The organism is Clostridium sp. OS1-26 (assembly GCF_030915445.1).
Lineage (GTDB): Bacteria > Bacillota > Clostridia > Clostridiales > Clostridiaceae > Clostridium_AM.
On the sequence record NZ_CP133264.1, the window covers coordinates 2,195,132 to 2,221,203 of the forward strand.

At 30.9% G+C, this 26,072-nt stretch carries 21 protein-coding genes and 1 pseudogene; 15 read left to right on the forward strand and 7 right to left on the reverse strand.

Annotated features, from left to right (window positions below; translation table 11 throughout):
* Nucleotides 1-296: 296 nt before the first annotated feature.
* Both RCG18_RS10770 and RCG18_RS10775 read left to right on the forward strand, forming a co-directional pair.
* Complete coding sequence (locus RCG18_RS10770; RefSeq protein ID WP_308041293.1) at nucleotides 297-2,750, forward strand: transglycosylase domain-containing protein; 2,454 nt, start codon at nucleotides 297-299, stop codon at nucleotides 2,748-2,750.
* Nucleotides 2,751-2,899: 149 nt separating this feature from the next.
* Nucleotides 2,900-3,310 carry a DUF3888 domain-containing protein gene (locus RCG18_RS10775; protein WP_308041294.1) on the forward strand — a complete coding sequence of 137 codons (411 nt, stop codon included), beginning with the start codon at nucleotides 2,900-2,902 and terminating at the stop codon, nucleotides 3,308-3,310.
* Nucleotides 3,311-3,371: 61 nt separating this feature from the next.
* Here RCG18_RS10775 and RCG18_RS10780 read toward each other — a convergent pair whose 3' ends face one another.
* A complete protein-coding gene (locus RCG18_RS10780; protein ID WP_308041295.1) occupies nucleotides 3,372-3,773 on the reverse strand; it encodes a hypothetical protein in 402 nt (133 codons plus the stop codon).
* Between the two features lie 246 nt (nucleotides 3,774-4,019).
* Here RCG18_RS10780 and RCG18_RS10785 point away from each other — a divergent pair, with 246 nt between their 5' ends.
* The 3 genes from RCG18_RS10785 to cbiM all read left to right on the forward strand — a co-directional run bounded on the left by RCG18_RS10785 (nucleotide 4,020) and on the right by cbiM (nucleotide 7,047).
* A complete protein-coding gene (locus RCG18_RS10785) occupies nucleotides 4,020-5,003 on the forward strand; it encodes a lipoate--protein ligase (RefSeq protein ID WP_308041296.1) in 984 nt (327 codons plus the stop codon).
* Between the two features lie 29 nt (nucleotides 5,004-5,032).
* Entirely contained in the window at nucleotides 5,033-5,881 is an 849-nt protein-coding gene (lipA, locus tag RCG18_RS10790) for a lipoyl synthase (RefSeq protein WP_308041297.1), read from the forward strand.
* Nucleotides 5,882-6,051: 170 nt separating this feature from the next.
* Nucleotides 6,052-7,047 carry a cobalt transporter CbiM gene (cbiM, locus tag RCG18_RS10795; protein ID WP_308041299.1) on the forward strand — a complete coding sequence of 332 codons (996 nt, stop codon included), beginning with the start codon at nucleotides 6,052-6,054 and terminating at the stop codon, nucleotides 7,045-7,047.
* Nucleotides 7,048-7,115: 68 nt separating this feature from the next.
* Here the strand turns inward: cbiM and RCG18_RS10800 are convergent, their stop codons facing one another.
* Entirely contained in the window at nucleotides 7,116-8,783 is a 1,668-nt protein-coding gene (locus tag RCG18_RS10800) for a methyl-accepting chemotaxis protein (RefSeq protein ID WP_308041300.1), read from the reverse strand.
* A gap of 237 nt (nucleotides 8,784-9,020) precedes the next feature.
* Here RCG18_RS10800 and RCG18_RS10805 point away from each other — a divergent pair, with 237 nt between their 5' ends.
* The 7 genes and pseudogenes from RCG18_RS10805 (at nucleotide 9,021) to pepT (ending at nucleotide 19,848) form a co-directional block, all read left to right on the forward strand.
* Complete coding sequence (locus RCG18_RS10805; protein WP_308041301.1) at nucleotides 9,021-10,091, forward strand: EamA family transporter; 1,071 nt, start codon at nucleotides 9,021-9,023, stop codon at nucleotides 10,089-10,091.
* Nucleotides 10,092-10,282: 191 nt separating this feature from the next.
* Nucleotides 10,283-10,528, forward strand: coding sequence for a hypothetical protein (locus tag RCG18_RS10810; protein WP_308041302.1), 246 nt, complete (start codon nucleotides 10,283-10,285; stop codon nucleotides 10,526-10,528).
* Nucleotides 10,529-10,574: 46 nt separating this feature from the next.
* Nucleotides 10,575-11,342 carry an HD-GYP domain-containing protein gene (locus tag RCG18_RS10815; RefSeq protein WP_308041303.1) on the forward strand — a complete coding sequence of 256 codons (768 nt, stop codon included), beginning with the start codon at nucleotides 10,575-10,577 and terminating at the stop codon, nucleotides 11,340-11,342.
* Nucleotides 11,343-11,782: 440 nt separating this feature from the next.
* Nucleotides 11,783-12,841: a diguanylate cyclase gene (locus tag RCG18_RS10820; RefSeq protein ID WP_308041304.1), complete on the forward strand. Its 1,059-nt coding sequence runs from the start codon at nucleotides 11,783-11,785 to the stop codon at nucleotides 12,839-12,841.
* A gap of 100 nt (nucleotides 12,842-12,941) precedes the next feature.
* Nucleotides 12,942-16,693 (forward strand): annotated as a pseudogene (addA, locus tag RCG18_RS10825) (helicase-exonuclease AddAB subunit AddA).
* Between the two features lie 17 nt (nucleotides 16,694-16,710).
* Complete coding sequence (locus RCG18_RS10830; protein WP_308041305.1) at nucleotides 16,711-18,414, forward strand: methyl-accepting chemotaxis protein; 1,704 nt, start codon at nucleotides 16,711-16,713, stop codon at nucleotides 18,412-18,414.
* Between the two features lie 201 nt (nucleotides 18,415-18,615).
* Nucleotides 18,616-19,848, forward strand: coding sequence for a peptidase T (gene pepT / locus RCG18_RS10835; protein WP_308041306.1), 1,233 nt, complete (start codon nucleotides 18,616-18,618; stop codon nucleotides 19,846-19,848).
* Between the two features lie 62 nt (nucleotides 19,849-19,910).
* On the opposite strand, the gene RCG18_RS10840 is transcribed toward pepT, so the two are convergent.
* Nucleotides 19,911-20,852, reverse strand: coding sequence for a patatin-like phospholipase family protein (locus tag RCG18_RS10840; RefSeq protein WP_308041307.1), 942 nt, complete (start codon nucleotides 20,850-20,852; stop codon nucleotides 19,911-19,913).
* Between the two features lie 374 nt (nucleotides 20,853-21,226).
* Between RCG18_RS10840 and RCG18_RS10845 the strand changes: the two genes are divergently transcribed.
* Nucleotides 21,227-21,352: a hypothetical protein gene (locus RCG18_RS10845; protein ID WP_308041308.1), complete on the forward strand. Its 126-nt coding sequence runs from the start codon at nucleotides 21,227-21,229 to the stop codon at nucleotides 21,350-21,352.
* A 55-nt stretch (nucleotides 21,353-21,407) separates the two neighbouring features.
* On the opposite strand, the gene RCG18_RS10850 is transcribed toward RCG18_RS10845, so the two are convergent.
* Both RCG18_RS10850 and RCG18_RS10855 read right to left on the reverse strand, forming a co-directional pair.
* Nucleotides 21,408-22,046: an amino acid ABC transporter permease gene (locus RCG18_RS10850; protein ID WP_308041309.1), complete on the reverse strand. Its 639-nt coding sequence runs from the start codon at nucleotides 22,044-22,046 to the stop codon at nucleotides 21,408-21,410.
* A 20-nt stretch (nucleotides 22,047-22,066) separates the two neighbouring features.
* Nucleotides 22,067-22,873, reverse strand: a complete 807-nt coding sequence (locus tag RCG18_RS10855; RefSeq protein WP_308041310.1) for an amino acid ABC transporter substrate-binding protein — start codon at nucleotides 22,871-22,873, stop codon at nucleotides 22,067-22,069.
* Nucleotides 22,874-23,045: 172 nt separating this feature from the next.
* On the opposite strand from RCG18_RS10855, the gene proC reads away from it, so the two are divergent.
* Nucleotides 23,046-23,885: a pyrroline-5-carboxylate reductase gene (gene proC / locus RCG18_RS10860; RefSeq protein WP_308041311.1), complete on the forward strand. Its 840-nt coding sequence runs from the start codon at nucleotides 23,046-23,048 to the stop codon at nucleotides 23,883-23,885.
* Nucleotides 23,886-23,994: 109 nt separating this feature from the next.
* Nucleotides 23,995-24,453: an L-2-amino-thiazoline-4-carboxylic acid hydrolase gene (locus RCG18_RS10865; protein WP_308041312.1), complete on the forward strand. Its 459-nt coding sequence runs from the start codon at nucleotides 23,995-23,997 to the stop codon at nucleotides 24,451-24,453.
* Nucleotides 24,454-24,632: 179 nt separating this feature from the next.
* On the opposite strand, the gene thiE is transcribed toward RCG18_RS10865, so the two are convergent.
* Nucleotides 24,633-25,244 (reverse strand): thiamine phosphate synthase, encoded by a 612-nt coding sequence (gene thiE / locus RCG18_RS10870; protein WP_308041313.1) that lies wholly within the window; start codon nucleotides 25,242-25,244, stop codon nucleotides 24,633-24,635.
* Complete coding sequence (thiM, locus tag RCG18_RS10875) at nucleotides 25,235-26,059, reverse strand: hydroxyethylthiazole kinase (RefSeq protein ID WP_308041314.1); 825 nt, start codon at nucleotides 26,057-26,059, stop codon at nucleotides 25,235-25,237. Before thiM ends, thiE begins: the two co-directional genes overlap by 10 nt.
* Between the last annotated feature and the right edge of the window lie 13 nt (nucleotides 26,060-26,072).

Below are 26,072 nucleotides of genomic sequence, written 5' to 3' on the forward strand. Positions count from 1 at the left end.
TGTCAAATGCGGTTTGACAACAGGTCTTCTTTTTAAGCAGATATCCAAAATCTTCAGTAGGCATCCAAAATCTATGATTTTGAGATGATCACTTACACAGAGTGCTGATTTGGTGATAGTCGCTTACTCAGCGAGTACTCATTCGACGATAGGAGAAGGAGTTTCATATTAATTATTAAGCAACTTATATTTATTAATTTTGTGTTAATTGTTTAGGCACATTTAATGGGATGTGTTAAAATAGAAATAGTATATAAAACCTGAGGGGTCATTCGTAGTAATATATATAAAATAAAATGAGGAATGATAACTATGGAAACATCAACAAACAAAAGAACAAAAAGAGAGTAAAGAAACCTAAGAAAAAGAAACCAATTTCTAAGGCTTTATTAATTTTAACGTGGATAATTTTACTTATAACAGTTTTTAGTTTTAGCAAAATAAAAGGTGTATTTTCCTTATATATGGATGCAAGTACTAAAGTTAAATCAATTTCAGCAGCTACTTTTAATAGTAGAGGTACTGTGTATATCTATGACAATAAGAAAGAAGTTATTGACAAGCTTTATGATTCAAAAGATGTAGAGTATGTAAACTATGGACAGATTCCACAAGCAGTAATGCAATCCTTTGTAGCTATAGAGGATAAGGATTTCTTTAACCATCATGGAGTTAGTCTTAAGGCTATTACAAGAGCAGCATACTCTATGGTTAAAAACAAGGGAGAAATTACCCAAGGCGGAAGTACTATAACTCAACAACTAGCTAAAAATGTTTTTTTGACACAGCAACAATCTATGAAGAGAAAAGTTGAAGAGATGTTTATAGCACTAAAGTTAGAGAGAATGTATACTAAAGAACAAATACTTGAGTTTTATGTAAATAATATTTATTTTGCAAATGGAGCATACGGTATACAAGCTGCATCTAAAAAATATTTTAGCAAGGAAGTTAAAGAATTAGATTTATCTCAAATAGCTTTTCTTGCAGCTATACCAAATAATCCAGAATATTATGATCCCCTAAAGAATGAAGGCAATACAATACAAAGAAGAAATTTAATATTATCTAAAATGCAGGAATGTAATTTTATTACTCAAGGTCAGTATGATGAGGCTGTAAATGAAAAAATAGCTTTAAATCCAGAAAAAACATATACAAAACAGAGCTATATTAGCTCATATGCAGTAGACTGTGCTGCAAAAGCATTAATGGAACAAAAGGGCTTTGAGTTTAGAAATAATTTTAAAAATGATAATGATAGGGAAACTTATAATAAGAGCTACTCAGATTTATATACGGAATGTGTAAATGAAATATACAGAAATGGGTATAAAATCTATACATCAATAGATATGGAGAAACAAAAGTTGCTTCAGCAATCTATTGATAATAAACTATCTGATTTTACAAAACAGCAGAATGGCATATATTTACTGCAGGGTTCAGCTGTAACTATTGACAACAAAACAGGCACAGTAGTTGCTATAGTTGGAGGTAGAACTTCAGATAAGAAGGATTACTTAAACAGAGCATTTCAATCTTTTAGACAACCAGGCTCAACTTTAAAGCCTCTTGTTGTCTATACTCCTTCTTTTGAGAAGGGGTTCTCACCTTCTAGTGTAATAGATGATAAGTACACTGAGGGAGGACCGCATAACAGTGGAGATGCTTACTATGGTAATGTGACTTTAAGTTACGCTGTACAGCTATCTTTAAATACAGTTGCAAACCAAATTTTTAAACAAATAACTCCTGAGTATGGTATTTCGTTTTTAAAGTCAATGAATTTTAGTAAAATAGTTAAAAAGGATTACACTTTATCAACAGCATTAGGAGGACTAACAAATGGGGCTAGTACATTAGAAATGGCATCCGGTTACTCTACTCTTGCGAGGACAGGGCAATATATTAATCCTACATGTATACAAGAAATAGTTGATTCTTCAGGCAATAAAATATACAAAAACAGTTATAAAACAAAAGAAGTTTATACAAAGCAAGCAAGTACGTGGATGACAGATATACTAAAAGGAAGTATAGAGAATCCATGGGGAACGGCACACAAATTAAAACTATCTAATATGACAGCTGCAGGAAAGACTGGAACAACAGACAACTCAAAGGATGGATGGTTTTGTGGGTATACTCCATACTACACTACTGCAGTATGGGTAGGTTATGATAATCCAAAAGAGTTGGACAATCTATATGGTGCTACATACCCTGGAGGTATATGGAAAGACTATATGGATAAAATACATCAAGGTTTAGATAATATAGACTTTGAAAGACCAAATGGTGTTCAAGAGTACAACGACGATGCTTTAAACAATGTACCTGTTGATAGTGAAACTCAAACAAATGAACAAGGTTCTGCACAAGATGCAGTAAAGAAGTATGAAAGTTGTAAACTGGATACGTTAGAAGATATTAAATTAGCGGAGCAGCTTGAAAATGGAGCGACTACTAGTGTTCAACAGCTAAAAGACTTAAATGCTAGAGAGCAGCTCTTAAGAAAAATATTAAACAGGAAAGCGGTAGTAACGCAAAGAAAAATTGAATTGCAGCAGGGTGGCAAGCAGACTGATGATAGTACAAATAATGGTACAAATAATGGTGTAAATAATAGTGCAACGCCTCCATCCAACACAGATACGCCTAATGGAGATACAAATAATAATAACAATGATGGCAGCGCTAATGGTGGGCAAAAAACAAGTACCAATAAGAATTCTAAGCAAAATTAAATAATTTTTATTAATTAAAAATAAAGAGCATTTCTAATCAGAAAAATTCTGAGGAGGATGCTCTTTGTTTATTGTAAATAATGTAAAAATTTATAATTTATAATTTATAATCAAAATGCATAAAATAAGAAAAATCGGAGGTGGTATATATGAAAAAGAAGATTATAAAGGTTTTTTTGTTATTTTTTTGTGTTACTAGTATATTCAATAGTATGACATTCACAGTACATGCATACGACAATAAAAGTATATGTTATTTAAATACTGAAGAGAGTAAAGAGAAATTATATGAAGACTTATTATCCGCATTACTATTTCAGCATATAGACTATGCAATAGAAAATTATTATGGGAAGCCAAAACAATTTTCAAATCCTAAAATTTTAGAAATAAAAAGATTGGAAAAAGATTCATATTATTTTGAAGCAACAATTCAAGTGGAAACTTTTGATGGATCAAAGAAATCAAATCCTTCTACTGATGTAATTACAATAAGAAATGATGATGGAGATATAGAAGTTACTAAATTTGAGCATAAAGATGCAGTTATTAAAAGTTGATAACAGAGTTACAATTAATAATCCCCCGATGAATTAGTTGGGGGATTATTTTTGAATTACTTTACATTATCTTATAATATTTAGGTTGCCTTACTATGCTTTGACCTGTCTTTACAAAATAACCTCCTATAATTAGTGTTGTTAAAATTATCAATCCATTAATTATATATCTTCTAGCATCAAGAATATATATGTTTTGACTCCTGTTAACACTAATAATTAATAAAATAATAAATATAAACCCAACTAGGATGAACATTTTCCCAACTGTACGTTTCCAAACTTTTAAGTTATTTTTAGCTAGACTAGTCATACCAATAAAACTTATGAATGATAGAATTATATATTTTATGAATAAATTTGATTTATTTAAGGAAAATGTGGTTAGTAGTAAAAATGAAACACCAGCAACAAAGAAAAGGCACATAAATATAACTGCTAGAATAACTTGTGAACGTCTCAATAATATCACTCCTTTTATTAGACTAACATATTATTTTATTCTGTATATATAAAATATAATACTACATTTACAATTATTTGTTAATATATGGAAATAAAAATATGCTATTTATATAATAGATATTTAAATTAGTATAATAAGTTTTTATAATATGAAAATTGTAAAAATTATCATAATAGTGTATTATGATTATGAGTGTTTTACTATTAATAAATATAAAGGTTAAATGCTTTGGGAGGCATTAATATGATTTTTATTAAAAATGAAAATACCAATCCGTATATAAACCATGCTATTGAAGAATATGTATTAAAAAATTTTAATGAGGATTGTTTCATGCTTTGGAGAAATGACCCATGTATACTAATTGGAAAGCATCAAAACACTCTTTCGGAAATAAACATTGACTATGTAAATAATCATAAACTTCCTGTAGTTAGAAGGGTCACTGGAGGAGGCGCTATTTTCAATGATTTGGGTAATCTAAATTTTACTTTTATATCCAACAACGGTAAGAATCAATTTGCGGACTTTAAAAAGTTTACATATCCTATAATACAAGCTTTAAAAAAGCTATCTATAAATGCAGAGTTATCTGGCAGAAATGACCTAACTATTGATGGGAAAAAGTTTTCAGGAAATGCTCAGTACAGTTATAAAAATAAAATACTTCATCACGGAAGCATTTTATTTTCAGCAGATATGAGTAATTTAGTACAAGCATTGAAAGTAAAAGATATAAAATTTCAAGATAAAGCAGTAAAATCAGTTGGAAGCAGAGTTGCCAATATAAAAGAACACCTTAAGAAAGATATGAGTGTCATAGAGTTTAAAAATTTTATAATAGAATCTGTTATGAATGACCAGAAAAATGCAAGGCTTCATGAATTCACAGAAGAAGAATGGAATGAAATCCAAAAGATATCAGATGAAAAATATGCTACCTGGCAATGGAATTATGGAAATTCGCCCCAATTTAATTATTCTAATGAAAAGAAATTCAAAGGTGGAATTGTTCAAGTAAATATAAATGTACATAAAGGATTAATAAAAGATATAAAAATATATGGAGATTTTTTCAGTGAAAAGGAAATAAATGAACTTGAAGAACTTTTAAAAGATGTAAAATATTTGAGAGGTGAAGTGATTAATGTTTTAGACATAGTTGATATAGAAAAGTATATGATCAACGTCTCTAAAGAAAATTTATTGGAAATTATATTTGGTTAAATATAACTAAAGGATTTGAGGTGTATATTATGTATGAGAGAAAACCTGAATGGCTAAGAGTTAGAATTAGAGGGGGAGAAATGTCTGAAGATGTACATGAGGTATTAAAAAAATATTCTCTTAATACTGTTTGTACAGAAGCAAATTGTCCTAATAGAATGGAATGTTATAATAAAAGAACTGCTACATTTATGATTTTAGGGAAAAATTGTACACGTAATTGTACTTTTTGTAATGTTACAAAAAAAGAGCCAGAGGCAGTTGATGTAAATGAACCAGTTCACGTAGCTAAAGCTGTAGAAAAGTTGAATTTAAAGCATGCGGTAATAACATCTGTTACTAGAGATGACCTTGAAGATGGTGGATCAGCTCATTTTGCAGAAGTGATAAAAGAGATAAGAAAACTAAATAAGGGTGTAACTATAGAAGTTTTAATACCAGATTTTAATGGTGATGAACAGGCCTTGAAAAATGTAGTAGTTGCAAAGCCAGACGTTATAAACCATAATGTAGAGACAGCGCCGTCTTTATATAAAAAGGTCAGACCTATGGCTATTTATAAGCGATCCTTAGAGTTATTAGCTAATGTAAAAAACATAGATAATTCCATTTTAACTAAATCAGGATTTATGTTAGGGTTAGGTGAAACAGAGGAAGACGTAATAGGTATATTGAAGGATTTAAGAGATGTTAAGTGTGATATTGTAACAATTGGGCAGTACTTAGCACCTTCATCAAAGCATCATCCTATTATAGAATATGTTCATCCAGATATATTTAAAAAATATGAAACTATAGGCTTGGAAATGGGTTTTAAACATGTAGCTTCAGCACCATTAGTTAGAAGCTCATATCACGCTGAAGAGGTTTTTAAATAGTTTCATAATGAAATAAAAAGATGAATTTTCTCAAAATGATACTGATTTTGTATCGTTTTGAGAAAATTTTTATTCTAAAGCACTGAAAAACTCATTAATGCACTTGGTATAAAACTTGCTTCATATAGATAATAAAGAAAATTAGAAGAGGGTTTTAGGGGGTTTTTATTATGCACATTCCAGATAATTATTTGAGTCCATCAACTTGCGCAGTTATAGGAACAGTAATGCTGCCAGTATGGGCTAGAGCAGTAAAGAAAGTAAAGGCAGAAGTAAGTAAGAGAAAAATGCCTATATTAGGTGTTTGTGCAGCAGTATCTTTTTTAGCTATGATGTTTAATATTCCAGTACCAGGAGGAACTACTGCCCACGCAGTTGGTGCAGTTTTAATAGCTATATTAGTAGGACCTTATGCAGCATGCATATCTGTTACAATAGCACTGCTAATCCAAGCCTTATTCTTTGGCGATGGAGGTATACTAGCACTTGGTGCTAACTGTTTTAACATGGCTTTTGTTATGCCATTCTTAGGATATTATATATATAATTTTATAAAAACTAGAGTAAAAAGTGATAAGGGAGATTATATAGCAGCCTTTGTTGCAGGTTATGTTGGAATATTGGCAGCAGCGTTTTTTACAGCTATTGAATTTGGTATACAACCACTTTTATTCAAGGATGCAGCAGGTGCAGCTATTTACTGTCCTTATGGACTAAATATATCTATACCGGCTATGGTGCTGCCTCATTTACTTGTTGGAGTTTTAGAAGGAGCAGTTACTGCAGGCGTTTACTCATACGTTAAGAAGATGTCACCAGGAGTTATATATGAAGGCAAAGCTACAAATAAAAAATCTCTATATGGGTTACTTGCTGCAATGATAATTCTCTCTCCTATAGGTTTATTAGCTACAGGAACTGCTTGGGGAGAATGGGGCGCAGATGAGATAAAAGGGCTGGTAGGATATGTACCAAAGGCGTTTGAAAATGGATTTAGTTTTAATGCTATAGCACCGGATTATGCTATAGGTGGCATAAATGAAGTAATAGGTTATATTATATCTGCAGCCGCTGGTGTTGCTATTCTTCTAATAATATTTAAGATACTAAGCTCAACTAAGAAAGAGCAAATTGCTAGCAGCAATAAAGCAGAAAATATTTCATAGATTAAAATAAAAAATAGTATGATGCTATATAGTTATAGCACCATACTATTTTTTAATATTTGCTTTAATTAAGCCTTAAAGCCGGAGACCTTATCGTATAGTTGCTGAGCGAGTTCCGATAATTGTGATACACTAGCTGCAACCTGTTGTACAGAGGCTGTTTGTTCCTCTACTGCTGCTGCCATGCTTTGAGTATCTTCTGAATTCTTACCAGCTATATTAGAAATACTTGAGGCTGTTGATTTTATATTATTAAATTCGTCAGTGATTTCCTTATTTATTTTGGTTACATTTTGAACACCTGAATAAGTATCATTGGCTTTTTGAACAATAGAGTTCAAGGAATCACTACATTTTTTCATAAGTTCTACTTCTTTTTGAACCTCCTCAACACTACTTTTCATGTTATTTTTAGTTGTATAGGTTTCGCTTTGTATATTTTTAATAATAGGTATTATCTGCTTTGTAGCATTAGCAGTTTGGTCTGCTAGTTTTCTCACCTCATCAGCAACAACAGCAAATCCTTTTCCAAGTTCACCAGCTCTTGCAGCTTCAATTGATGCATTGAGAGCTAATAAGTTTGTTTGATCTGATATGTCCGTAATGAGCTCTATTATTCTGCCTATTTCCTTGGAACTCTCTTCTAAAGAGCTTAATCTTTCAGAAACTTCATTTGAGGTACTTGATATTATATTTAGTTGAACAACAGAAGCTTCTAAATCCTTGTTTCCAGATAAAGCTTCCTTTTCTGTTTGTAAAGAATGTTTAAGAACATCATCAATTATTAAGGCAATATTATCTATTTTGCCTGAGAGAATATTTACTTTATCAAGTAAATTGTTAACTTGATTTGTTTGGTGCATACTACCTTCTGAGACCTCTTGTGCAGATACCGCTATAGTCTCAGTAGCTTGGCTGTTCTGGTAACTAATGTCGGATATTTGTTCTGACGTATCCTTAACGCTTCTTGATGCAGAACTGACAGATAATATAATTTGATGTATATTTTCTATAAATATATTAAACCATTTTGCTAATTGACCGATTTCATCTGCTGAATTTATACTTATTCTTTTAGTTAAATCGCCGTTGCCACCAGCTATGTCTTTCATTCTGTCTGTTAAATTCTGAAGTGGATTTATTATAGTTTTTCTTACAGTAAAAATAGAGGATATAATAATAATTAATGCTATTACGAGAAATGCACTGCTTAATTCCTTTGACAACATAACTTTCATGTTAGAATTATTATCTAACATGAAAACAGCTTCATTAATATTATTTACAATATTATTTATATTTTCATTTATATAGGTTAAAGAGCTTTGCTGTGAAGATAAGTCAGGGGAGTTAATTATGTTTGCATATTCTTTTTTGAAATTTTGCCAGTCGCCATTAATTTTTTTTATTTTTTCTAGAATAGCGGCATCATTACAGGCTGTAAGTTTAAGATCCTTGTCCCCTTTTTCAAGTCCTACTAATATTTTTTCGAATTGCGCAATTTCCTTCTGCATATCTGACTTTATCTTATCTTTTTTAGTGATATCCTTCTCGCTTATAAATTGATTAGCCATATAAGCTAGCTTATAGCTTCTCATCCTTTCACTTCCAGAAAGGTTTATAGCTGAAGCATCACCTTTTAAATTATTAAAGGTAACAAAATTAGTGGTAACAATAGAAATTATAAGCAATGAAAGAAAAAATAATATTAAATTTAATTTCGTGTTTATTTTCAAGTAATATACCTCCTAATATATCTTATTACTGTATAATCATTATTATAAAATTACTCTTACAGTATATAAATATTATATTATTAATTGTTAAATATAAAAAGCATTTTGTAATAATAAAAATATAAAATAATATTTTTATTAGAAAATGTAATAATGGATTATTAAGGTTTATGTTATTATATTAATTGTAGAATAATATTAAGTTTATATAATGGTGAAGCTAAAGGAGGAAAAGATATGAATAACTATAAATCAGTGCTACAAGCAATAACGGCGGCGTTACTATTTGGAGCCAGTGCGCCCATATCAAAACTGCTTTTAGGATCAATAGATCCTGTGCCTTTAGCTGCATTTTTATATATTGGCAGTGGAATAGGATTAATAATTTTTAAAATTATAGAGAGATGTATAAATAAGAGTGAGAATAGAGAAGCACCACTTAGTAAAAAGGATATACCTTGGCTAATAACAGCAGTATTTTTGGGAGGCGTGGTTGCACCAATAATTCTCATGAACAGTCTTAAGGTAACGCCAGCATCTACAGCATCATTACTTTTAAATTTTGAAGGTGTTGCTACTACACTAATAGCAGCTTGTTTTTTTAAGGAAAGTGTAGGGAAAAGAATTTGGATTGCAATTATAATGATTACATTATCTACTGTAATATTGTCATGGGATTTTAGCAATCAGTGGGGATTTTCCTTAGGAGCAATAGGAGTAGTAATTGCGTGCCTTTGTTGGGGAATAGATAATAATTTTACAGGAAAGATATCATTAAAGGATCCTTTTTCAATTGTTATCATAAAAGGCATTGGAGCAGGTTCTTTTTCGTTAATCTTATCATTATTGTTGAAAAGCAATTTTCCAAGTATAAAAATAATAGCAGGATCTATGATTCTCGGGTGTTTTAGCTATGGCTTTAGCATTGTACTTTTTGTATTAGCTTTGAGAGGATTAGGAAGTGCTAGAACTAGTGCTTTATTTGGGACGGCACCATTCATTGGTGCGATATTATCATTTATATTATTTAATGAAAGGATAAGTATAACCTTCATTGCAGCTTTACCTCTAATGATTATTGGTGCAATTTTGCTTCTGAGAGAAAAGCATGATCATGAGCACTTGCATAGAGCTGTTATGCATGAGCACAGACACTGTCATGGTGATGGACATCATGAGCATCTACATAAAGAAGAAATTGCTGATGACTTTTATCATTCCCACATCCATACTCACGAATCAATAATGCATAATCATTCTCATACCCCAGATATTCATCATAAACACGACCATGATAATTGTAACTAAAAATACTTAAAAGTGTAGATAATTTATTATATAATTTAATTACAGTGTTAAATTCATAAAAAGAAAGTTAACTATGAATAAGATTCATAATATAAATTAAGTATAGTAAAATTATTTGATAATATTAATACCAAAAACAGATAAAAGTAAACTTTATATTAATGCTTATATTGAGAAATGGGGACATTATTATGAGATTTATACTTGTAAGAAATTTAAAGGGGAATGAAATATTAGCTCAGACATTATTTGATGGTTACGGTAAGATATTGCTTCCAGCAGGGACCAAACTGAATGTATCTTATGTAAATAGGATAAGACAAAGTGGTTTTTATTATATCTACATAAAGGATGAAGCATTGGATGATATTAAATATGATAGGACTATAAGTAAATTTAAAACAGAGAACTGTGGAAAGGCTTCCGTCGCTTTTTAAAAATATACTTAACAAGGATCAAAAGAATATAAAGGAATCTCTATACATGGTAAATGAGCTTGTTAGTTATATAATTAAAGAAGGCGATATTAATACTAATTTGTATGAAATAAATAAGTATGATAACTATACCTATGTACATTGTGTTGATACTGGAATAATGTCAATATTTTTAGGCCGTTTTTTAGGATTAGGTGTAGATGATTTGAGCAATTTAGGTACAGCTGCTATATTACATGATATAGGGAAAATACAAGTTCCTGAGAAAATTATAAATAAGATTGGAGTCTTAGGAGAAAGTGAATTTGATGAAATAAAAAGACATACTATATATGGGTATAATGCTTTAAAGAACGCAGGAATAACAGAAATCAATACTTTAGCTGGTGTACTTGAGCATCATGAAAAAGTTAATGGAACAGGTTATCCTTTAGGGTTAACTGGCGATAAAATAAATATTTTTGCTAAAATTATAAGTGTATGTGATGTATTTACTGCGTTAAGCGCTAATCGATCTTACAGAGAACGATTTAATCCAAATGAAGCTTATGAATTTATATTGTCAAATATAAATAGTTCTTTTGATAAGGAGGTAGTAGAGAAGTTTAAGCAAAATTTCTCCATTTATCCGTTAGGAGCTTGTGTAAAACTTTCTAATGGTATAGAAGGATTTGTTATAAAGCAAAATAAGTTTTTCCCAGATAGACCTATAATACGGGTAAGCTATGATCATATTACAAGAAAAAAAATATGTCCATATGAACTAGATTTGTTAGCAGCCTTGGATATAACGATAAACTCTATTGTAGGGTAATTCAACGATTCTTTTGATAAAGCATATTATAGAAGTAGACTAAGATATTTCTATACTTATGCTCTTTTTATTATAAACAGGATTCTTGGCTTCAGATGGAGGTTAAATGCCTAAATGGCATTTAACGGGCAGACGCCCAGTGATCGTAGACAAACTCCGTCTGAAGCTTATTAGAGATCCCAAATGTTAAGCAGATATCCCAAATCTCTGATTTGGCGATAGTCGCTTACACAGAGTGCTGATTTGGTTCGAATCGCTTTCACAGAATACGTTGAGGTGTTAGTGGCGGTAGACATCGGATAAAAAACTTTTTGGCGTAATATTTTATAGTAATATTATGGAAATTAAATGGTTAATTATGGTATTCTATAATTATGATTATAAATAATTTACAAAAAAGTAAGTTGTTTAACCATTCGAAATGAATAGAGGAGAGGAATATGTTGTGGTTGCTAGAAAAATATGATCAGCTAAAAAACGACTATGAAAGTTATCAAAAAATGGCAGAAGAAATAATACAAAAGCAAAACTTTAAAATCATAGAATTAGATAAAAAACTGGACATGTTATCCCTAATAGTAGAAATTAGCGAATATATTAATAAATGCTTAGGAAGTGATGACATAATTTTCATGATTAATGACATAATGATAGGCATTCTAGGAGTAACTTATTCAAGCATATATCTAGCTGAAAATAACATATTAAGATTAAAGTCCACAAACTTAAAAAGTACAGATCACCATCATAAAATACATGATTTTAATAGTAATAATTGTAGATTAAGTACAGATTTAATAAATTCACAGACTAATATATCAAAAGATGAAGCTACTGAAATTCATTCCTCTATATATATGCCTATATATTTAAAAGATAACCTATTAGGAGTAATTATTGTCGAACATAATATTTATGAATACTTAAATGATAACCACATAAAACTTTTAACTGCTCTTAGTAATCAGTTAGCAATATGTATAGAAAATAATAGACTCTATAACAGGATAAAAGAAAGCTCTCAAATAGATGATCTTACGGGATTATATAATAGAAATTATTTCTTTTCAATTGTCGAAAGAAATAGTAGAAATACTGAAAAGCCTTATGCAATAATTATGATAGATTTAGACAATTTTAAAAGGTGTAATGATACTTACGGGCATCAATGTGGAGATATTGTACTTAAGAAAATTAGCGATATAATAAAATGTAATCTTAGAAAAGAGGATATTGTGGCTAGGTATGGAGGAGAAGAAATAATAGTATTTATGTATGATGTTGATAAGCCTAGTTATGTTTATTATAGAATGGAGAATATAAGAAGAATAATTGAAAAGACAATAATTTATTATAAAAATAGTCATCCAAGTATAACAGTTTCAATGGGTATAAGTATCTTAAAGGATAATTCTGAGAATATGGAACAAGTTATAAGAAGAGCAGATATTAACCTATATAAAGCAAAAAATTCAGGAAAAAATAAGATTGTTTGTTAACATTATTTTAAATCATCCATATCTAGTAGCTTGATAAACTAAAATACTAGATATGGATGATTTTTATGTATAGAATTATGATAAAATAAAAGTGGGTGATATTATGAGTACAAAGTGGACAAAAGAACAAAAGGACGCTATTTTTACAAGAAACTGCAATTTATTGGTAGCTGCAGGTGCTGGCGCTGGAAAAACTGCAGTTCTGGTAGAAAGAATAATAAAAAGAATAACTGATGAAAAAGAAGATATAGATATTGATAGACTATTAGTTGTTACATTTACTAATGCTGCAGCAGCTGAAATGAGAGAGAGAATTGGAGATGCTATAGCAAAAGAACTGGAAATAAATCCAGATTCTAAAAAGCTGCAAAAACAACTTACGCTGTTAAATCAAGCAAATATAATGACTATACATTCATTTTGTTTAAAGGTTATAAAGAATAATTTTCATCTCATAGATTTGGATCCGAGTTTTAGAGTTTGTGATAATACAGAGTCTATACTTTTAAAACAAGAAAGCTTAGAGGAATTGTTTGAAGAAAACTATGAAGATAGTAATAATGAAATTTTCCTAGAACTAGTAGATGCATATGGTGGGAAAAATGATTTTCAAGTTCAAAATATGGTGATTAGTCTATATGAATTTGCTAAAAGTTCGCCATGGCCCGAAAAGTGGCTAATGGAAATGGCCGAAAGATTTAACCTAGAAGATGAATATAACTTTGGAGAGTCAGATTGGGCAAGTATATTACTAGACTATTTAAAAGTAGAGACTTATGGATGTAAAAGTAAAATGGAAAAAGCTATAGAAATAGTAGAAAATGCTGAAGGAATAGACTATTACTTAGAACCATTTAAAAATGATTTGAATAATATTAATGAAATATGTAATTGCAATTCATGGGATGAATTTAAAGAAAGGTTCTTGCTGCTGAGTTTTGAAAAACTTCCTATAAAAAAGAACAAGGATGCAGATAAGATAGCAAAAGAAAGAACAAAAAAAATTAGAGATGAAGTTAAAAAGAAACTTAATGATATAAAAGAGGATATTTTTGATGGCAATGATAACATTGAAAGAAATTTGAAAGAATTATATCCGATGATGAAATGCTTAGTAAATTTAGCAATAAATTTCGATAAAAAGTATGGTAACAAAAAAGAGAAAGAGGTATGGTAGATTTTAATGATATTGAACATTTCTGTTTAAATATTCTTACTACAGAAGATGATAATGGTAATATAGTACCTTCAGAAATTGCATTAGAGTATAAACAGCAATTTGAGGAAATCCTTATTGATGAATATCAAGATAGTAATGAAGTTCAAGAGGTAATAATGAACATGATAGGAAACAAGAATGATATTCCTAATATGTTCATGGTAGGTGACGTTAAACAAAGTATTTATAGATTTAGACAGGCGAAACCTGAATTGTTCTTAAGCAAATATAATACTTATTCAGAGAAAGCTGAAGAAAGGAACAGAAAAATAAAATTATTTAAAAATTTTAGAAGTAGATTAGAGATAATATATGGTGTTAACTATTTGTTCAAACAAATAATGTCCGTAAATGTTGGGGAGTTAGATTATAACGAAGAAGAGGCGCTTAAAAGTGGGGCAACTTATCCGGAAACAGACCAGATTTGTGGAGGGAATATAGAACTACATCTTATAGACAAAAGCAGTGATAGTTTAAGTGAAGAATATGAATCTGAAGCTATAGATATTAATAATGATTCAGAGGAAGTGTTAGACAATATACAAATAGAAGCTAGACTAGTAGCTAGAAGAATTAATGAACTTGTTAACTCTGTTGATGAACAGAAATTTCATGTATACGACAAAAATATTAATGGATATAGACCTGTAAGGTACCAAGATATAGTAATACTTATGCGAGCCACTGCTAATTGGGCACCAACATTTGTAGAAGAGCTTACCAATATGGGGATACCTGTTTTTGCAGATACAGCTACAGGGTATTTTGAAACGATTGAAATTAGAACAATAATGTCATTACTGCAAATAATAGATAATCCAATGCAAGATATACCATTAATTGCGGTTTTACGTTCGCCTTTGGAGTATTTTACCTCGGAAGATTTAATGGATATTAGAATGATAAATAAGAATGTGTCATTTTATGAAGTCTTAAAATTCATATGTAAGTGTAATAAAGAATCTGAAAGTGATAATGATGAATTAGCTAACTTAAGTCATATAACAGAGGAACTTAGAAGGAAAGTATGTAACTTTGTAGAAAAAGTTAATATATGGAGAGATAAAGTAATTCATATGCCTATCGATGAATTCATATGGTATCTTTACAAATCAACAGGATACTATGGGTTTGTGGGTGCTATGCCAGGGGGAAAGCAAAGACAGGCAAATTTGAGAGTTCTATTTGAAAGAGCAAGACAATATGAAAGAACAAGCTATAAAGGACTTTTTAATTTTATTAATTTTATAAATAAGCTTAAAAATAGCAGTGGCGATATGGGAAGTGCAAAGATTCTTGGTGAAAATGAAGATGTAGTAAGAATAATGAGTATACATAAAAGTAAGGGGTTAGAGTTTCCGGTAGTAATACTTGCAGGGTGCGGTAAAAACTTTAATTTAATGGATATGAATAGAAGTGTATTATTTCATGGAGAATTAGGACTTGGACCAGATTATGTTAATATCAGCAGGAGGATATCATATCCAACTATTGTAAAACAAGTACTAAAGAAAAAATTAAAGTTAGAAACATTATCTGAGGAGATGAGGATTCTTTATGTTGCTTTTACAAGAGCCAAAGAAAAGCTTATACTAACAGGTATGGTAAATGGTATTGAAAAGGTTGCTGATAAGTGGTGCAGTGCATTAGATTTTAATAATATTAAAATACCCGAATATGCTGTCATGAATGCTAAAAGCTATTTGGACTGGATAGGACCTTCAGTAGCAAAGCACATAAATGGAAGACGGATTAGAGAATGTGCAGGTAGTAATTATAATTTACAAAATCAAATAGATGATGCATCTAAATGGAGTGTTGAGGTTTGGAGTAAAGAGGAGTTTAGAGGAGATTCTAGTGAAAATTTAGAAGAAATAGATATAATAAAGGAAATAGAAAGTATTAACTTAGATAACCAAATAAGTGAATATAATTCAGAAATAAATAGAAGGCTTAGCTGGGAATATAAATATAAAGAAGCATGCAGTATACCAGCCAAGTATTCTGTATCTGAGTTAAAAAGAAAATTTTCTATGATAGAAGAAGAAGACAGCAGAATATTAATAACTTCATCTACTTTAAAAAAGCCGTTCTTCCTTCAGAAAAATAAATCTATGTCTTCGACGGAAAAGGGAACTCTAATACACCTTATTATGCAACATATAAATCTAGATAAAACATCTTGCATTGAAGATATAAAAGAGCAAATACGCAGCTTAGTAATAAGAGAATTTATTACAGAAGAAGAAGCAAAAGTTATACCTATAGAAAAAATATTAGCATTTTTTAAGTCTAGTATAGGGGAGAGAATGAAAAAGGCTTTGAATGTCTATAGGGAGGTTCCATTTTTTATAGAATTATCCTGCACTGATATCTACAATGAACTGCAGAAGGATATATATGAAAAGGAAAAAATAATACTTCAAGGAATAATAGATTGTTATTTTGAAGAAGATGAGGAATTAGTAATTTTAGACTATAAAACAGATTATATAAAGGATATAAACGAAACAAAAGATAAATATAAGATGCAGATATATTATTATACAAGAGCTTTGGAGAGGATGACAGGTAAACCTGTTAAAAATAAATATCTATATTTATTTTCTACAAACCAACTATTAGAACTGTAATGACTAGGGGGGATATTATGAAAAGCAAAGTAGTAGCTTTAACTACGATATTATTCTTAGGAGTATTTTTAATAGCAGGCATAGGGATATCATACATAGGTAAGATAATCCTTCAAAATGTTCTTATGGAAACTTTAAGTAAGCAGGATGAAATAAGCAATATTGTATCAAGGTTTAACCAGCAAAATATTAAAGTAATATTAATAACAGTATTTATTTGTGGAATATTATCATTTGTTACATTTATTGTATACTTTAATAGAGTATTTAAAGGTTTGGAAGATTTTAAAGGTGACCTCACAAAGATATCAGAAGGTCAGTTAGCTGTAAGGGTTAAAAGCAATGGCTTTTTAGGTGAATTAGCTCAAAGTGCAAATACAATAGTTAATAATACTAAGAAAATTCTAAGTGAAATAGCAGAAGTATCACAAAAAAATAGAGATTTAACATTAATATTGCAAAAAAATACGAAGCAGACAGAAGTAGCTGCTGGTGAAATAGCTAACTCTGTTTTAGCCATAGCGGAATCTGTATCAAAACAGTCACAGGATGCATCCTCTACCGGTGAAAGTACTAAATTAATGGCTGAAAATGCAGGAGAAATAGCAAAACACGCAAGTGATACACAAAGTATTGCTGAAGAAATGATAAAAGTAATTAAAGAAAATGGTGAAGTTTTTAATAATATAATATCAAAAATGAAAGGCACAGGCGCTATTAGCAATAAATTAGCTAATAGCGTTAAAGAACTTCAGAATGAAGCAGATCAAATAAACAATATAGCAAAAGTCGTAACAGAAATAAGTGATAGAACTAATTTATTGGCATTGAATGCAGCTATTGAGGCTGCTCGTGCTGGAGAACATGGCAAAGGTTTTTCAGTAGTAGCTGAAGAGGTTAGAAAGTTAGCGGAGCAGTCTTCTAGTTCAGCAGGAGAAATAAGAAAGCTTATTGAAGATATAACTAATAAAATTACAACAATAACACAAGAAGCTGATGCGCAGGTTAAAGGTATAAATGAAGACATATTATTTGCTGATAAATCCAAAGATTCTTTTGGTAAAATAATAGAGTCTACTCAGTCAACCTATAAAGCTGTAAATGCTATACAACAACTGGCAAAAGATACATATACTATGTCAGATAATGTCAATGATTTGGTATATGATATGATTTCTAGTACTCAAGAATCCTTAGCATTTACACAAGAGGTCTCTGCTTCAGCAGAAGAACAAACAGTTTCTATGCAGGAGCTTACTGAGTTAATTGATAAGATAAATGAATCTGCGGATGGTATTGACCTAAAGCTTAAAGAATTCATTAATAACATAAAGATAGGAGAAAAAGAAGAGAAAATTATCAAAGGAGGGTTTGTTAAATTAAAAGATATTTTAAAAGAATTAGATAACAGGTCCTTAGAATTAGATAATTCCTCAAAATATCTAAAAGAACTATTAGATATCAATAAGGAATTTGAATATATAGGTATAATTGATAGCAAGGGAATAATGAAGTCTGCAAGCCATCAAATATCGGAAGATAACAATGATTTTTCATTTCGTCCATATTTTAGAGAATCAATAAGTGGTAATGAATATAGCACTGAACCATATATATCTAATGTGAGCTTTAACTACTGTATAGCTATATCAATGCCTATAAAGGATTCAAGTGGAAATATAAATGGAGTAATTATGGCAGATATTTGCATTGAACAATAGGGTATATATAAACAAAATAGCAACAATTGCACTATTGACTTATAAAACTGATATTAATTTATTGCGCTAAATGATTTTATTCAATGTTCTTAATATGGAAAATATCAGATTCACATTTAAAGGTAAATTGCCATTTCACATGAATAGTGATATAATTTTTAAGCGAGGATAACAAAAAGAATAAGCATAGGAGGCATAAAAATGTCAAAAGTTGTTGAGAGATTTTTAAATTATGTTAAATTTGATACTAGATCAGACGAAGAATCCACTACTGTTCCAAGTACTTCAAAACAATTAGCTTTAGCGGAAGAATTAGTAAAAGAGCTAAAGGAAATGGGAATGAAGGATGTATCATTAGATAGTAATGGATATATAATGGCTACTTTGCCAGGAAATATAGATAAAAACGTTCCTGTAATCGGTTTTATAGCTCATATGGATACAAGTCCAGAGATGCCAGGTCATGGCATAAAGACTAAAATTGTTGAAAATTATGATGGTAATGATATCGTTTTAAATGAAGAGCAAAACCTGGTTCTTCGTGTAGAGGAATCTCCAGAAGTAAAAGACTATATAGGAAATACATTAATTACTACAGATGGAACAACTTTACTTGGAGCTGATGATAAAGCTGGTATAGCTGAGATAATAGCAGCTATGGAATACTTAATCCAACATCCAGAAATTAAGCATGGAGATATTCGTGTTGGGTTTACTCCAGATGAAGAAGTTGGACGCGGAGCTGACCACTTCGATGTTGAAAAGTTTAATGCAGATTTTGCTTATACTATGGATGGTGGAGCAATCGGAGAATTAGAGTATGAAAATTTCAACGCAGCATCTGCTAAAATAGTTATATCAGGAAGAAATGTTCACCCAGGATATGCTAAGAATAAAATGATAAATTCTATGCTTATAGCTAAAGAAATTATGAGCATGATGCCTGAAAATGAAACTCCAGGTACAACAGAAGGATATGAAGGATTCTATCATCTTGTTTCAATGAGTGGTGGAGTAGAGGAAACACAATTAAGTTACATAATAAGAGATTTTGATGCAGAGAAATTTGAAGCAAGAAAGACTTTTGTGCAAGACGTAGTTAACAAAGTTAATGAAAAATATAGCTCAGGCACTGTAGCTGTAGAGATAAAAGAGCAATATAGAAATATGAAAGAAAAAGTAGAGCCTGTGAAATACATAGTTGATATTGCATTTGAGGCTATGGAATCAGTAGGTGTAAAACCATTAGTTAGACCTATAAGAGGTGGTACAGATGGGGCAAGACTTTCTTTCATGGGACTTCCTACACCAAACATATTTACTGGTGGACACAACTTCCACGGTAGATTTGAATATATTCCAGTTCAATCAATGGAGAAAGCAGTTGAAGTTATATTAAAGATAGTTGAATTATCTTCAAAAATAGAAAAATAATAAGATTAAAAAAGACCGAAGGTTAACTTTCGGTCTTTTAATTCTATATTCTGCTACTTAGCTTAGGAATTATCAGTATTAGCATTAATACATCTATAGCTCCTAACATAGTCTTCAAAACACCATTTAGAGTGAAATTTTGCTGCACTTCTGTAACCAGACTTAAAAAGTCTCAGTGCTTTATTTGCATATATGTTAAATTCAGTAGGACTTACCCCTTCAGTTGGAATAAGTACAGTTCTAACTAAATTCTCGTCTTTTAACCATTCTCTATTTTTTTCAACTGAAAGAGTATTTGCTATATCTAAAAGAAAAGATAATGGGTCTGTTTTTCCAAGACGGGTATTGCTAATTTCGGGAGTATCAAATTTAAAGCCGATAGTTGGCCATCTTGGAGTTCCATGAATATCAAAGATGCTTATAGGAAAGTTACAGCATACAGCACCGTCTACTATATAGCTTTTTCCATGGGCATGAATAAATTTTACAGGCTTAAAGTAAAAGGGGATACTTATACTCATTCTTATCGCTTTTGCAATGGGAAAATTCATGGGATCAATGCCGTATTCCACTAAACTATCTGGCAAAATTAATGTTTTTCTCAAAGTTATATCCGATGCTATTATTTTAAGTCTGCTTTCTCCATTTAAACTCACATCTTTAAATTTTCTTACACCTTTAGCTTTTAATAATTTACTAATCCAATCTTCAAAATAATCACCAGAATAAATTCCTTTTTGAAGCACAAAACCCAAGGCTTTTCCGAGTAAAGGTAGTTTTTGAATTCCGTCTTTATCTAAAAAGTCCTTAAAGTTCATTTCTATTAGAATTTTTTTTAATTCTTTGGCATTATATCCTGCTGCCAATAGTGAGGCTATAACGGCCCCAGCTGAAGTTCCGGCTAATCTCTGCCATTCATATTCTTGTGTCTCAAAGTATGTTAAAGCGCCGACAATACCAATGGCTCTCATACCTCCACCTTCAAAAACAGCATCAGCTTTCATAGTATAATACACCTCTTTAAATTTTTTTATTTAATAGCACTATTTTTATAAATTATGAATATATATATATATTATTAAAACATATAGTGAAAGGTTATCCAAATATTTGAAAATATTAAATAAACTTTTTAAATTTATAGTCCAAAAACAATAAAAAGTGTGATATTATATAGTTATATTTTTACATATATGTATTTATATTAAAAATAAAATTATATATAAATATTAAATTTTGGACAAAATAAAGGAGGTAAAAGTTCTAAATGAACTTTTACGGGTAACTTGTGAGCGGAAGCGAACATCTTAAGTTACCCAGTTCCCGGAGGGAAACAAGCAAAATCACCCGGTGTGACCACTGAAAGGAGGAAAGACTTATGAAGGATGGTAATATTTTTAAAATACCAATGGATGTAATTGAGGAGTGCTTAAAGGAATGTTTAGATGATCCTAATAATAAGGAAAATAAGAAAGAAAAAACAAGCTTTGCTAGCAATAAGTAACAATAACTTGTTTTTCTAATAAGTTTGAAGATTGATTATTAATAAGAGTCTACTATTAATAATAAGAATATTTCTTTTCAAGTGTTCTAAACATTATAACTAAAACTGAAGTGATTAATAAGTATATGGCAGCAGCTATCATAAATGGTGTTATGGTGAAGTCTCTGGTTACAATCTCTTTTGCAGCCCTTAGAAGATCACCTATACCAATAGCTGCAACCAATGCCGTATCCTTAATAAGGTTTATACTTTCACTACAAATAGGAGGAATAACATTTTTAACTGCTTGCGGAATTATTATATATATCATAGTTTGTCTATAATTCATACCTAAGGCTTTTGATGCCTCAAATTGACCTTTATCTACGGATTCAATACCAGCCCTGAATATTTCAGCTAAATATGCTCCATAGTTTATGCTAAAGGCAATACTAGCAGCAGTTAACGGCTCTAATCTTATACCTATTACAGGAAGACCAAAGTAAGTAAAAAACAGCTGTAGTAGCAAAGGAGTTCCTCTAAAGACCCATGTATATAAGCTTAATATGGTTTTTAAGGGTTTTATCTTTGAGGCTTTTCCTATAGCAACTAGGATTCCTAAAGGCACTGAGAATATAGATACTATTATGAAAAGTTTTAAAGATATTAAGCTTCCCTTTAGAATAAACCCTGTAATATCCGTAAGATTAGCCATTCAAACCACATCCTATCTTTCTATTTTGCAATAATATTCTTGCCAAACCACTTTTGGGATATCTTATCAGCAGTTCCATCAGCTTTCATAGCCTCTAAAGTTTTATCTAATTCTTCTTTAAAGCTTGCATCTGATTTTCTTATACCTACACCATAATCTTCTTTTCCAAAGTCCTCATCAAGAGTTTTGTACATTCCAGGCTTTTTAGCTAAATAATATCTTCCAACAACTTCGTCCACAACAACTGCGTCTAAACGTCCTTGGTTTAGATCCATTAAAGCTTCAGTGTTGTCTGAGTACTTCTTAACTTCTTTTAAAGACTTGGATATATTTATATCTGCAGCTAATGCAGTTTCACTGCTGCTTCCAAGTTGTAAACCAACCACCTTGCCTGCTAAATCTTTTTTAGAACTAATTTTTGAATCATTTCTTACTACAATAATTTGTTTGTTTTGAAGATAAACTTTTGAAAATGCTATCTGCTCTTTTCTTTTATCTGTAATAGTTAATCCATTCCAAATTGCATCTATATCTTTATTATTTAAGCTAAGTATAATTCCATCCCATTGAACTGGCTTAAACACTACTTTAACACCCATTCTTTTTGCTGCTTCTTTAGCTAAATCAATGTCAAAACCAACAATTTCCCCTTTGTCATCTTTAAATCCCATAGGAGGAAAGCTATCATCTAATCCAACTACAAATTGTCCTTTTTGCTTAATATCATTCCAAGAGTTATCACTAGACTGCTTGGCTTGTCCACAACCTGATAAGAATATTCCTAATGTAAATATAACTATAGTCAATAATATTAATCTTTTTTTCATTTTTATTAACCCCCAAACAATTTTAGATTAATTACAGTACTTATTATACTTTAGCATACTAAATTTGTAAAGTAGTAAAATAAAAAATATTATTAATATGTCTATAAAAATATATACAAAAGCATAAAATTATTGTATGATTCAGAAAATAAACATTTTAGGGGGAATTAAAATGAGTAAGTCAGGCAAAAAATTCGGATTTATAGGTGGAGGCCAGATGGGTGAGGCCATAATTAAAGGGATGATTAATGCTGGGTTATGTAGTGCTGAAGATATCTATGTAATGGATATCTTAAATTCAAGATTGGAATATCTAAAAGAAAATCTTTATATAGCCAATTCTAGCAGTGATAGAAGTACAGGATATGATTACTTAATAAATAATTGTGATATTATAATATTAGCTGTAAAGCCTCAATCCCTAAAGGAGGTTTTAAAGAGTATAAACAATTGTAAATGGGATGAAAGACATATGATAATATCAATAGTAGGAGGCGCTAAGACTTCTACTATTGAAAAATACTTAGAACATGTTCCAGTAGTGAGAGTCATTCCTAACACTCCGATGCTGGTTAATATAGGTGCATCCGGATTGGCTTTAGGGAAAAATGCAGTTCAGCAGCATGGAGAGATAGCCTTATACATATTTAAGACATTAGGTGTTGCTTACTTAGTTCCAGAAGCTTTAATTGATCCTATAACCTCAGTAAGTGGATGTGGACCTGCGTACATTTATATGCTAATTGAAGCTATGGCTGATGGCGGCGTAGAAATGGGACTTACACGTGATATGGCCCAAACTTTGGCAGCACAAACTGTTATGGGGGCTGCTAAAATGGTACTTGAAACTGGTGATCATCCAGGAAAATTGAAAGATAAGGTTTGTTCACCTGGAGGTTCTACTATTGCAGGAGTAAGAGCGTTAGAACAAGGAGGATTTAGAGGAATTGTAATGAACGCAATCGAGGCAGGTAAAGCACGTATGGAAGAAGTGGGGAAAAAAGCAGATTAACTAAATAGAAAAACATAAAGAATAATTTAAATTATATTTATATGAAATTTTTAATTCTGTATAATTTTGGGTTAATTTACCTGATAAAATGGTTTAAGGAGGATTTAAAATGAGCAAAATAAGAAGTACTGATGAACCAGTTGGAATAATGGCTAAACTCATGGCAGAACTTTATTATTTCATGGCTAAAGAGATGATTAATAGGTTAGGTGAGGAGAAGGGAAAAGAAGCTGTAAGAGCATCGGTAAGTAAATTTGCAGAAGCAAGGATAAATTCAATGTATGAAGAGGCTAGAGAAAAAGGATTGGGAATAAATCTTGAAACATACGGAAAAGTAAGAGACATGCCAGGCATTTCCTGGGAAAGAGATCCGAATAATCCTGAGGATATAACATATTGTCCAATGCATGATATGTGGAAAGAATTAGGTGTGGAAGATATAGGAGCTATATATTGTGAAATAGACGATATATTGTATAAAGCTTTTAATGCAGAGTTTGAAAGACCTTTATGTAAAACCAGTGGAGACAACTGCTGCAGATTTATTGTTAGACCAAAAGATAAGTAATATAAGTTACAAATATTCAATAAGGATATCGACTTATTAGCGGTATTCATAGGGCTACCTCAGACTATGGAGCCGCAAACAAGAAAATTGACTTATACAAAGGGCTATGTTTCCAAAGTTAAAAGCTTTTAACTTTGGAAACATAGCCCGGGTGTAAGTCAATTTTCTAGCTTGAAACCCTATAGCTTTAATGCTTTAGCAGCAGTTTTAATATCCTTCTTATCAAGAATTGCTGATATTACAGAAATCCCATCAACACCTGTTGATAGTACTTCTCTAAAGTTTGATTCGTTTATACCACCTATAGCTACAGCGGGTATATTTATTTTATTATAAATTTCTCTTAAGCCGTCAATTCCTATAGGAACATCTATATCTTTTTTAGTTCCTGTAAAGAATATAGCACCGATGCCTAAGTAATCTGCTCCGTTTTGCTGTGCTTCTAATGCCTCTTCTAAGTTACCTGCAGATATGCCAATGATTTTGTTTTTACCAAGTATTTTTCTTGCAATAGATAAATGCATATCATCTTGCCCTAAGTGGACTCCATCTGCATCAATTGCTTGTGCAATATCTATTCTGTCATTAATTATTAGAGGAACTTTATAATAGTTAGTTACTTCTTTTACTTCTAATGCTACTCTGTAAAACTCTCTTGTAGATATATTTTTTTCTCTTACTTGAACAATAGAGGAGCCTCCTAGAATTGCTTCTTCTACAACGGTTTTTAGGCTTCTTCCTTTTAAAAAATCTCTATCAGTAATAAGATATAAGCTATAGTCTACTGCCATATTATTCTACCTCCCTTCCTAATTTTTTCCTCAGATAAAGTATAGATACAGTCAATTAATTTTACTCTGAAGCTTCCAGGAAGTCTGCATATTTCATATGCTTCTTCTCCAGCTAAATTCATTGAAAGAATTGCACATACAGTAGATATAAGCTTGTCTCCATATACTCCAGCTGTTGCAGCGCAAAGGGCACCAACCATACAACCAGCACCAGTTATTTTTGTAAGCATCCCTGTACCGTTCTGGATAATAGCGCTGCGATTTCCATCTGTTATAAAATCATCTTTTCCTGTAGCTGCAACAACACAATTATATTTTTGTGCTAATGCTACACAAGATTCTAGAGCTCCTTCACCACTATCAAGAGAATCTACTCCACGAACCTCACAGGCATCTCCCGCCAAGAATTTTATTTCTCCGATATTTCCTTTGATAATATCTACTCTGCCAAGTTCCAAGATTCTCTTGATTACTGAATTTTTTCTTGGAATAGCAGCACAAGCTACTGGATCTAATACTACAGGAGTATTGTTAACTTTAGCAGATATGGCTGCAAGTACAGCAGCTTCTTCTTGTTCTTTAGTTAATGTTCCAACGTTTATATAAAGGGATGATGAAATTTTTGTAAAATCAAAGACCTCATCATAGGCTTCACACATAGCAGGGGAAGCACCATAGGCTAAAAGTATATTAGCACAATCATTTATAGTTACATAGTTAGTTATACACTGTACTAGAGGAACCTTTTTCCTTAAATCATTTAAAACCTCACAGACTTTATTGGTATAACTTGAATTATCTGAATTAGTAATCATATTTAACTCCTCC

What these genes read in the sequence shown, in the direction of transcription:
- RCG18_RS10775 (WP_308041294.1), top strand. Translation starts at nt 2,900, where the DNA reads ATGAAAAAGAAGATTATAAAGGTTTTTTTGTTATTTTTTTGTGTTACT.
- cbiM (WP_308041299.1), top strand. Translation starts at nt 6,052, where the DNA reads ATGCACATTCCAGATAATTATTTGAGTCCATCAACTTGCGCAGTTATA.
- RCG18_RS10855 (WP_308041310.1), bottom strand. Translation starts at nt 22,873, where the DNA reads ATGAAAAAAAGATTAATATTATTGACTATAGTTATATTTACATTAGGA.
- RCG18_RS10770 (WP_308041293.1), top strand. Translation starts at nt 297, where the DNA reads ATGAGGAATGATAACTATGGAAACATCAACAAACAAAAGAACAAAAAG.
- proC (WP_308041311.1), top strand. Translation starts at nt 23,046, where the DNA reads ATGAGTAAGTCAGGCAAAAAATTCGGATTTATAGGTGGAGGCCAGATG.
- RCG18_RS10840 (WP_308041307.1), bottom strand. Translation starts at nt 20,852, where the DNA reads ATGAAAGCTGATGCTGTTTTTGAAGGTGGAGGTATGAGAGCCATTGGT.
- thiE (WP_308041313.1), bottom strand. Translation starts at nt 25,244, where the DNA reads ATGGCAGTAGACTATAGCTTATATCTTATTACTGATAGAGATTTTTTA.
- RCG18_RS10805 (WP_308041301.1), top strand. Translation starts at nt 9,021, where the DNA reads ATGAATAACTATAAATCAGTGCTACAAGCAATAACGGCGGCGTTACTA.
- pepT (WP_308041306.1), top strand. Translation starts at nt 18,616, where the DNA reads ATGTCAAAAGTTGTTGAGAGATTTTTAAATTATGTTAAATTTGATACT.
- RCG18_RS10785 (WP_308041296.1), top strand. Translation starts at nt 4,020, where the DNA reads ATGATTTTTATTAAAAATGAAAATACCAATCCGTATATAAACCATGCT.
- RCG18_RS10815 (WP_308041303.1), top strand. Translation starts at nt 10,575, where the DNA reads ATGGTAAATGAGCTTGTTAGTTATATAATTAAAGAAGGCGATATTAAT.
- RCG18_RS10845 (WP_308041308.1), top strand. Translation starts at nt 21,227, where the DNA reads ATGAAGGATGGTAATATTTTTAAAATACCAATGGATGTAATTGAGGAG.
- RCG18_RS10865 (WP_308041312.1), top strand. Translation starts at nt 23,995, where the DNA reads ATGAGCAAAATAAGAAGTACTGATGAACCAGTTGGAATAATGGCTAAA.
- lipA (WP_308041297.1), top strand. Translation starts at nt 5,033, where the DNA reads ATGTATGAGAGAAAACCTGAATGGCTAAGAGTTAGAATTAGAGGGGGA.
- RCG18_RS10830 (WP_308041305.1), top strand. Translation starts at nt 16,711, where the DNA reads ATGAAAAGCAAAGTAGTAGCTTTAACTACGATATTATTCTTAGGAGTA.
- RCG18_RS10810 (WP_308041302.1), top strand. Translation starts at nt 10,283, where the DNA reads ATGAGATTTATACTTGTAAGAAATTTAAAGGGGAATGAAATATTAGCT.
- RCG18_RS10850 (WP_308041309.1), bottom strand. Translation starts at nt 22,046, where the DNA reads ATGGCTAATCTTACGGATATTACAGGGTTTATTCTAAAGGGAAGCTTA.
- thiM (WP_308041314.1), bottom strand. Translation starts at nt 26,059, where the DNA reads ATGATTACTAATTCAGATAATTCAAGTTATACCAATAAAGTCTGTGAG.
- RCG18_RS10820 (WP_308041304.1), top strand. Translation starts at nt 11,783, where the DNA reads ATGTTGTGGTTGCTAGAAAAATATGATCAGCTAAAAAACGACTATGAA.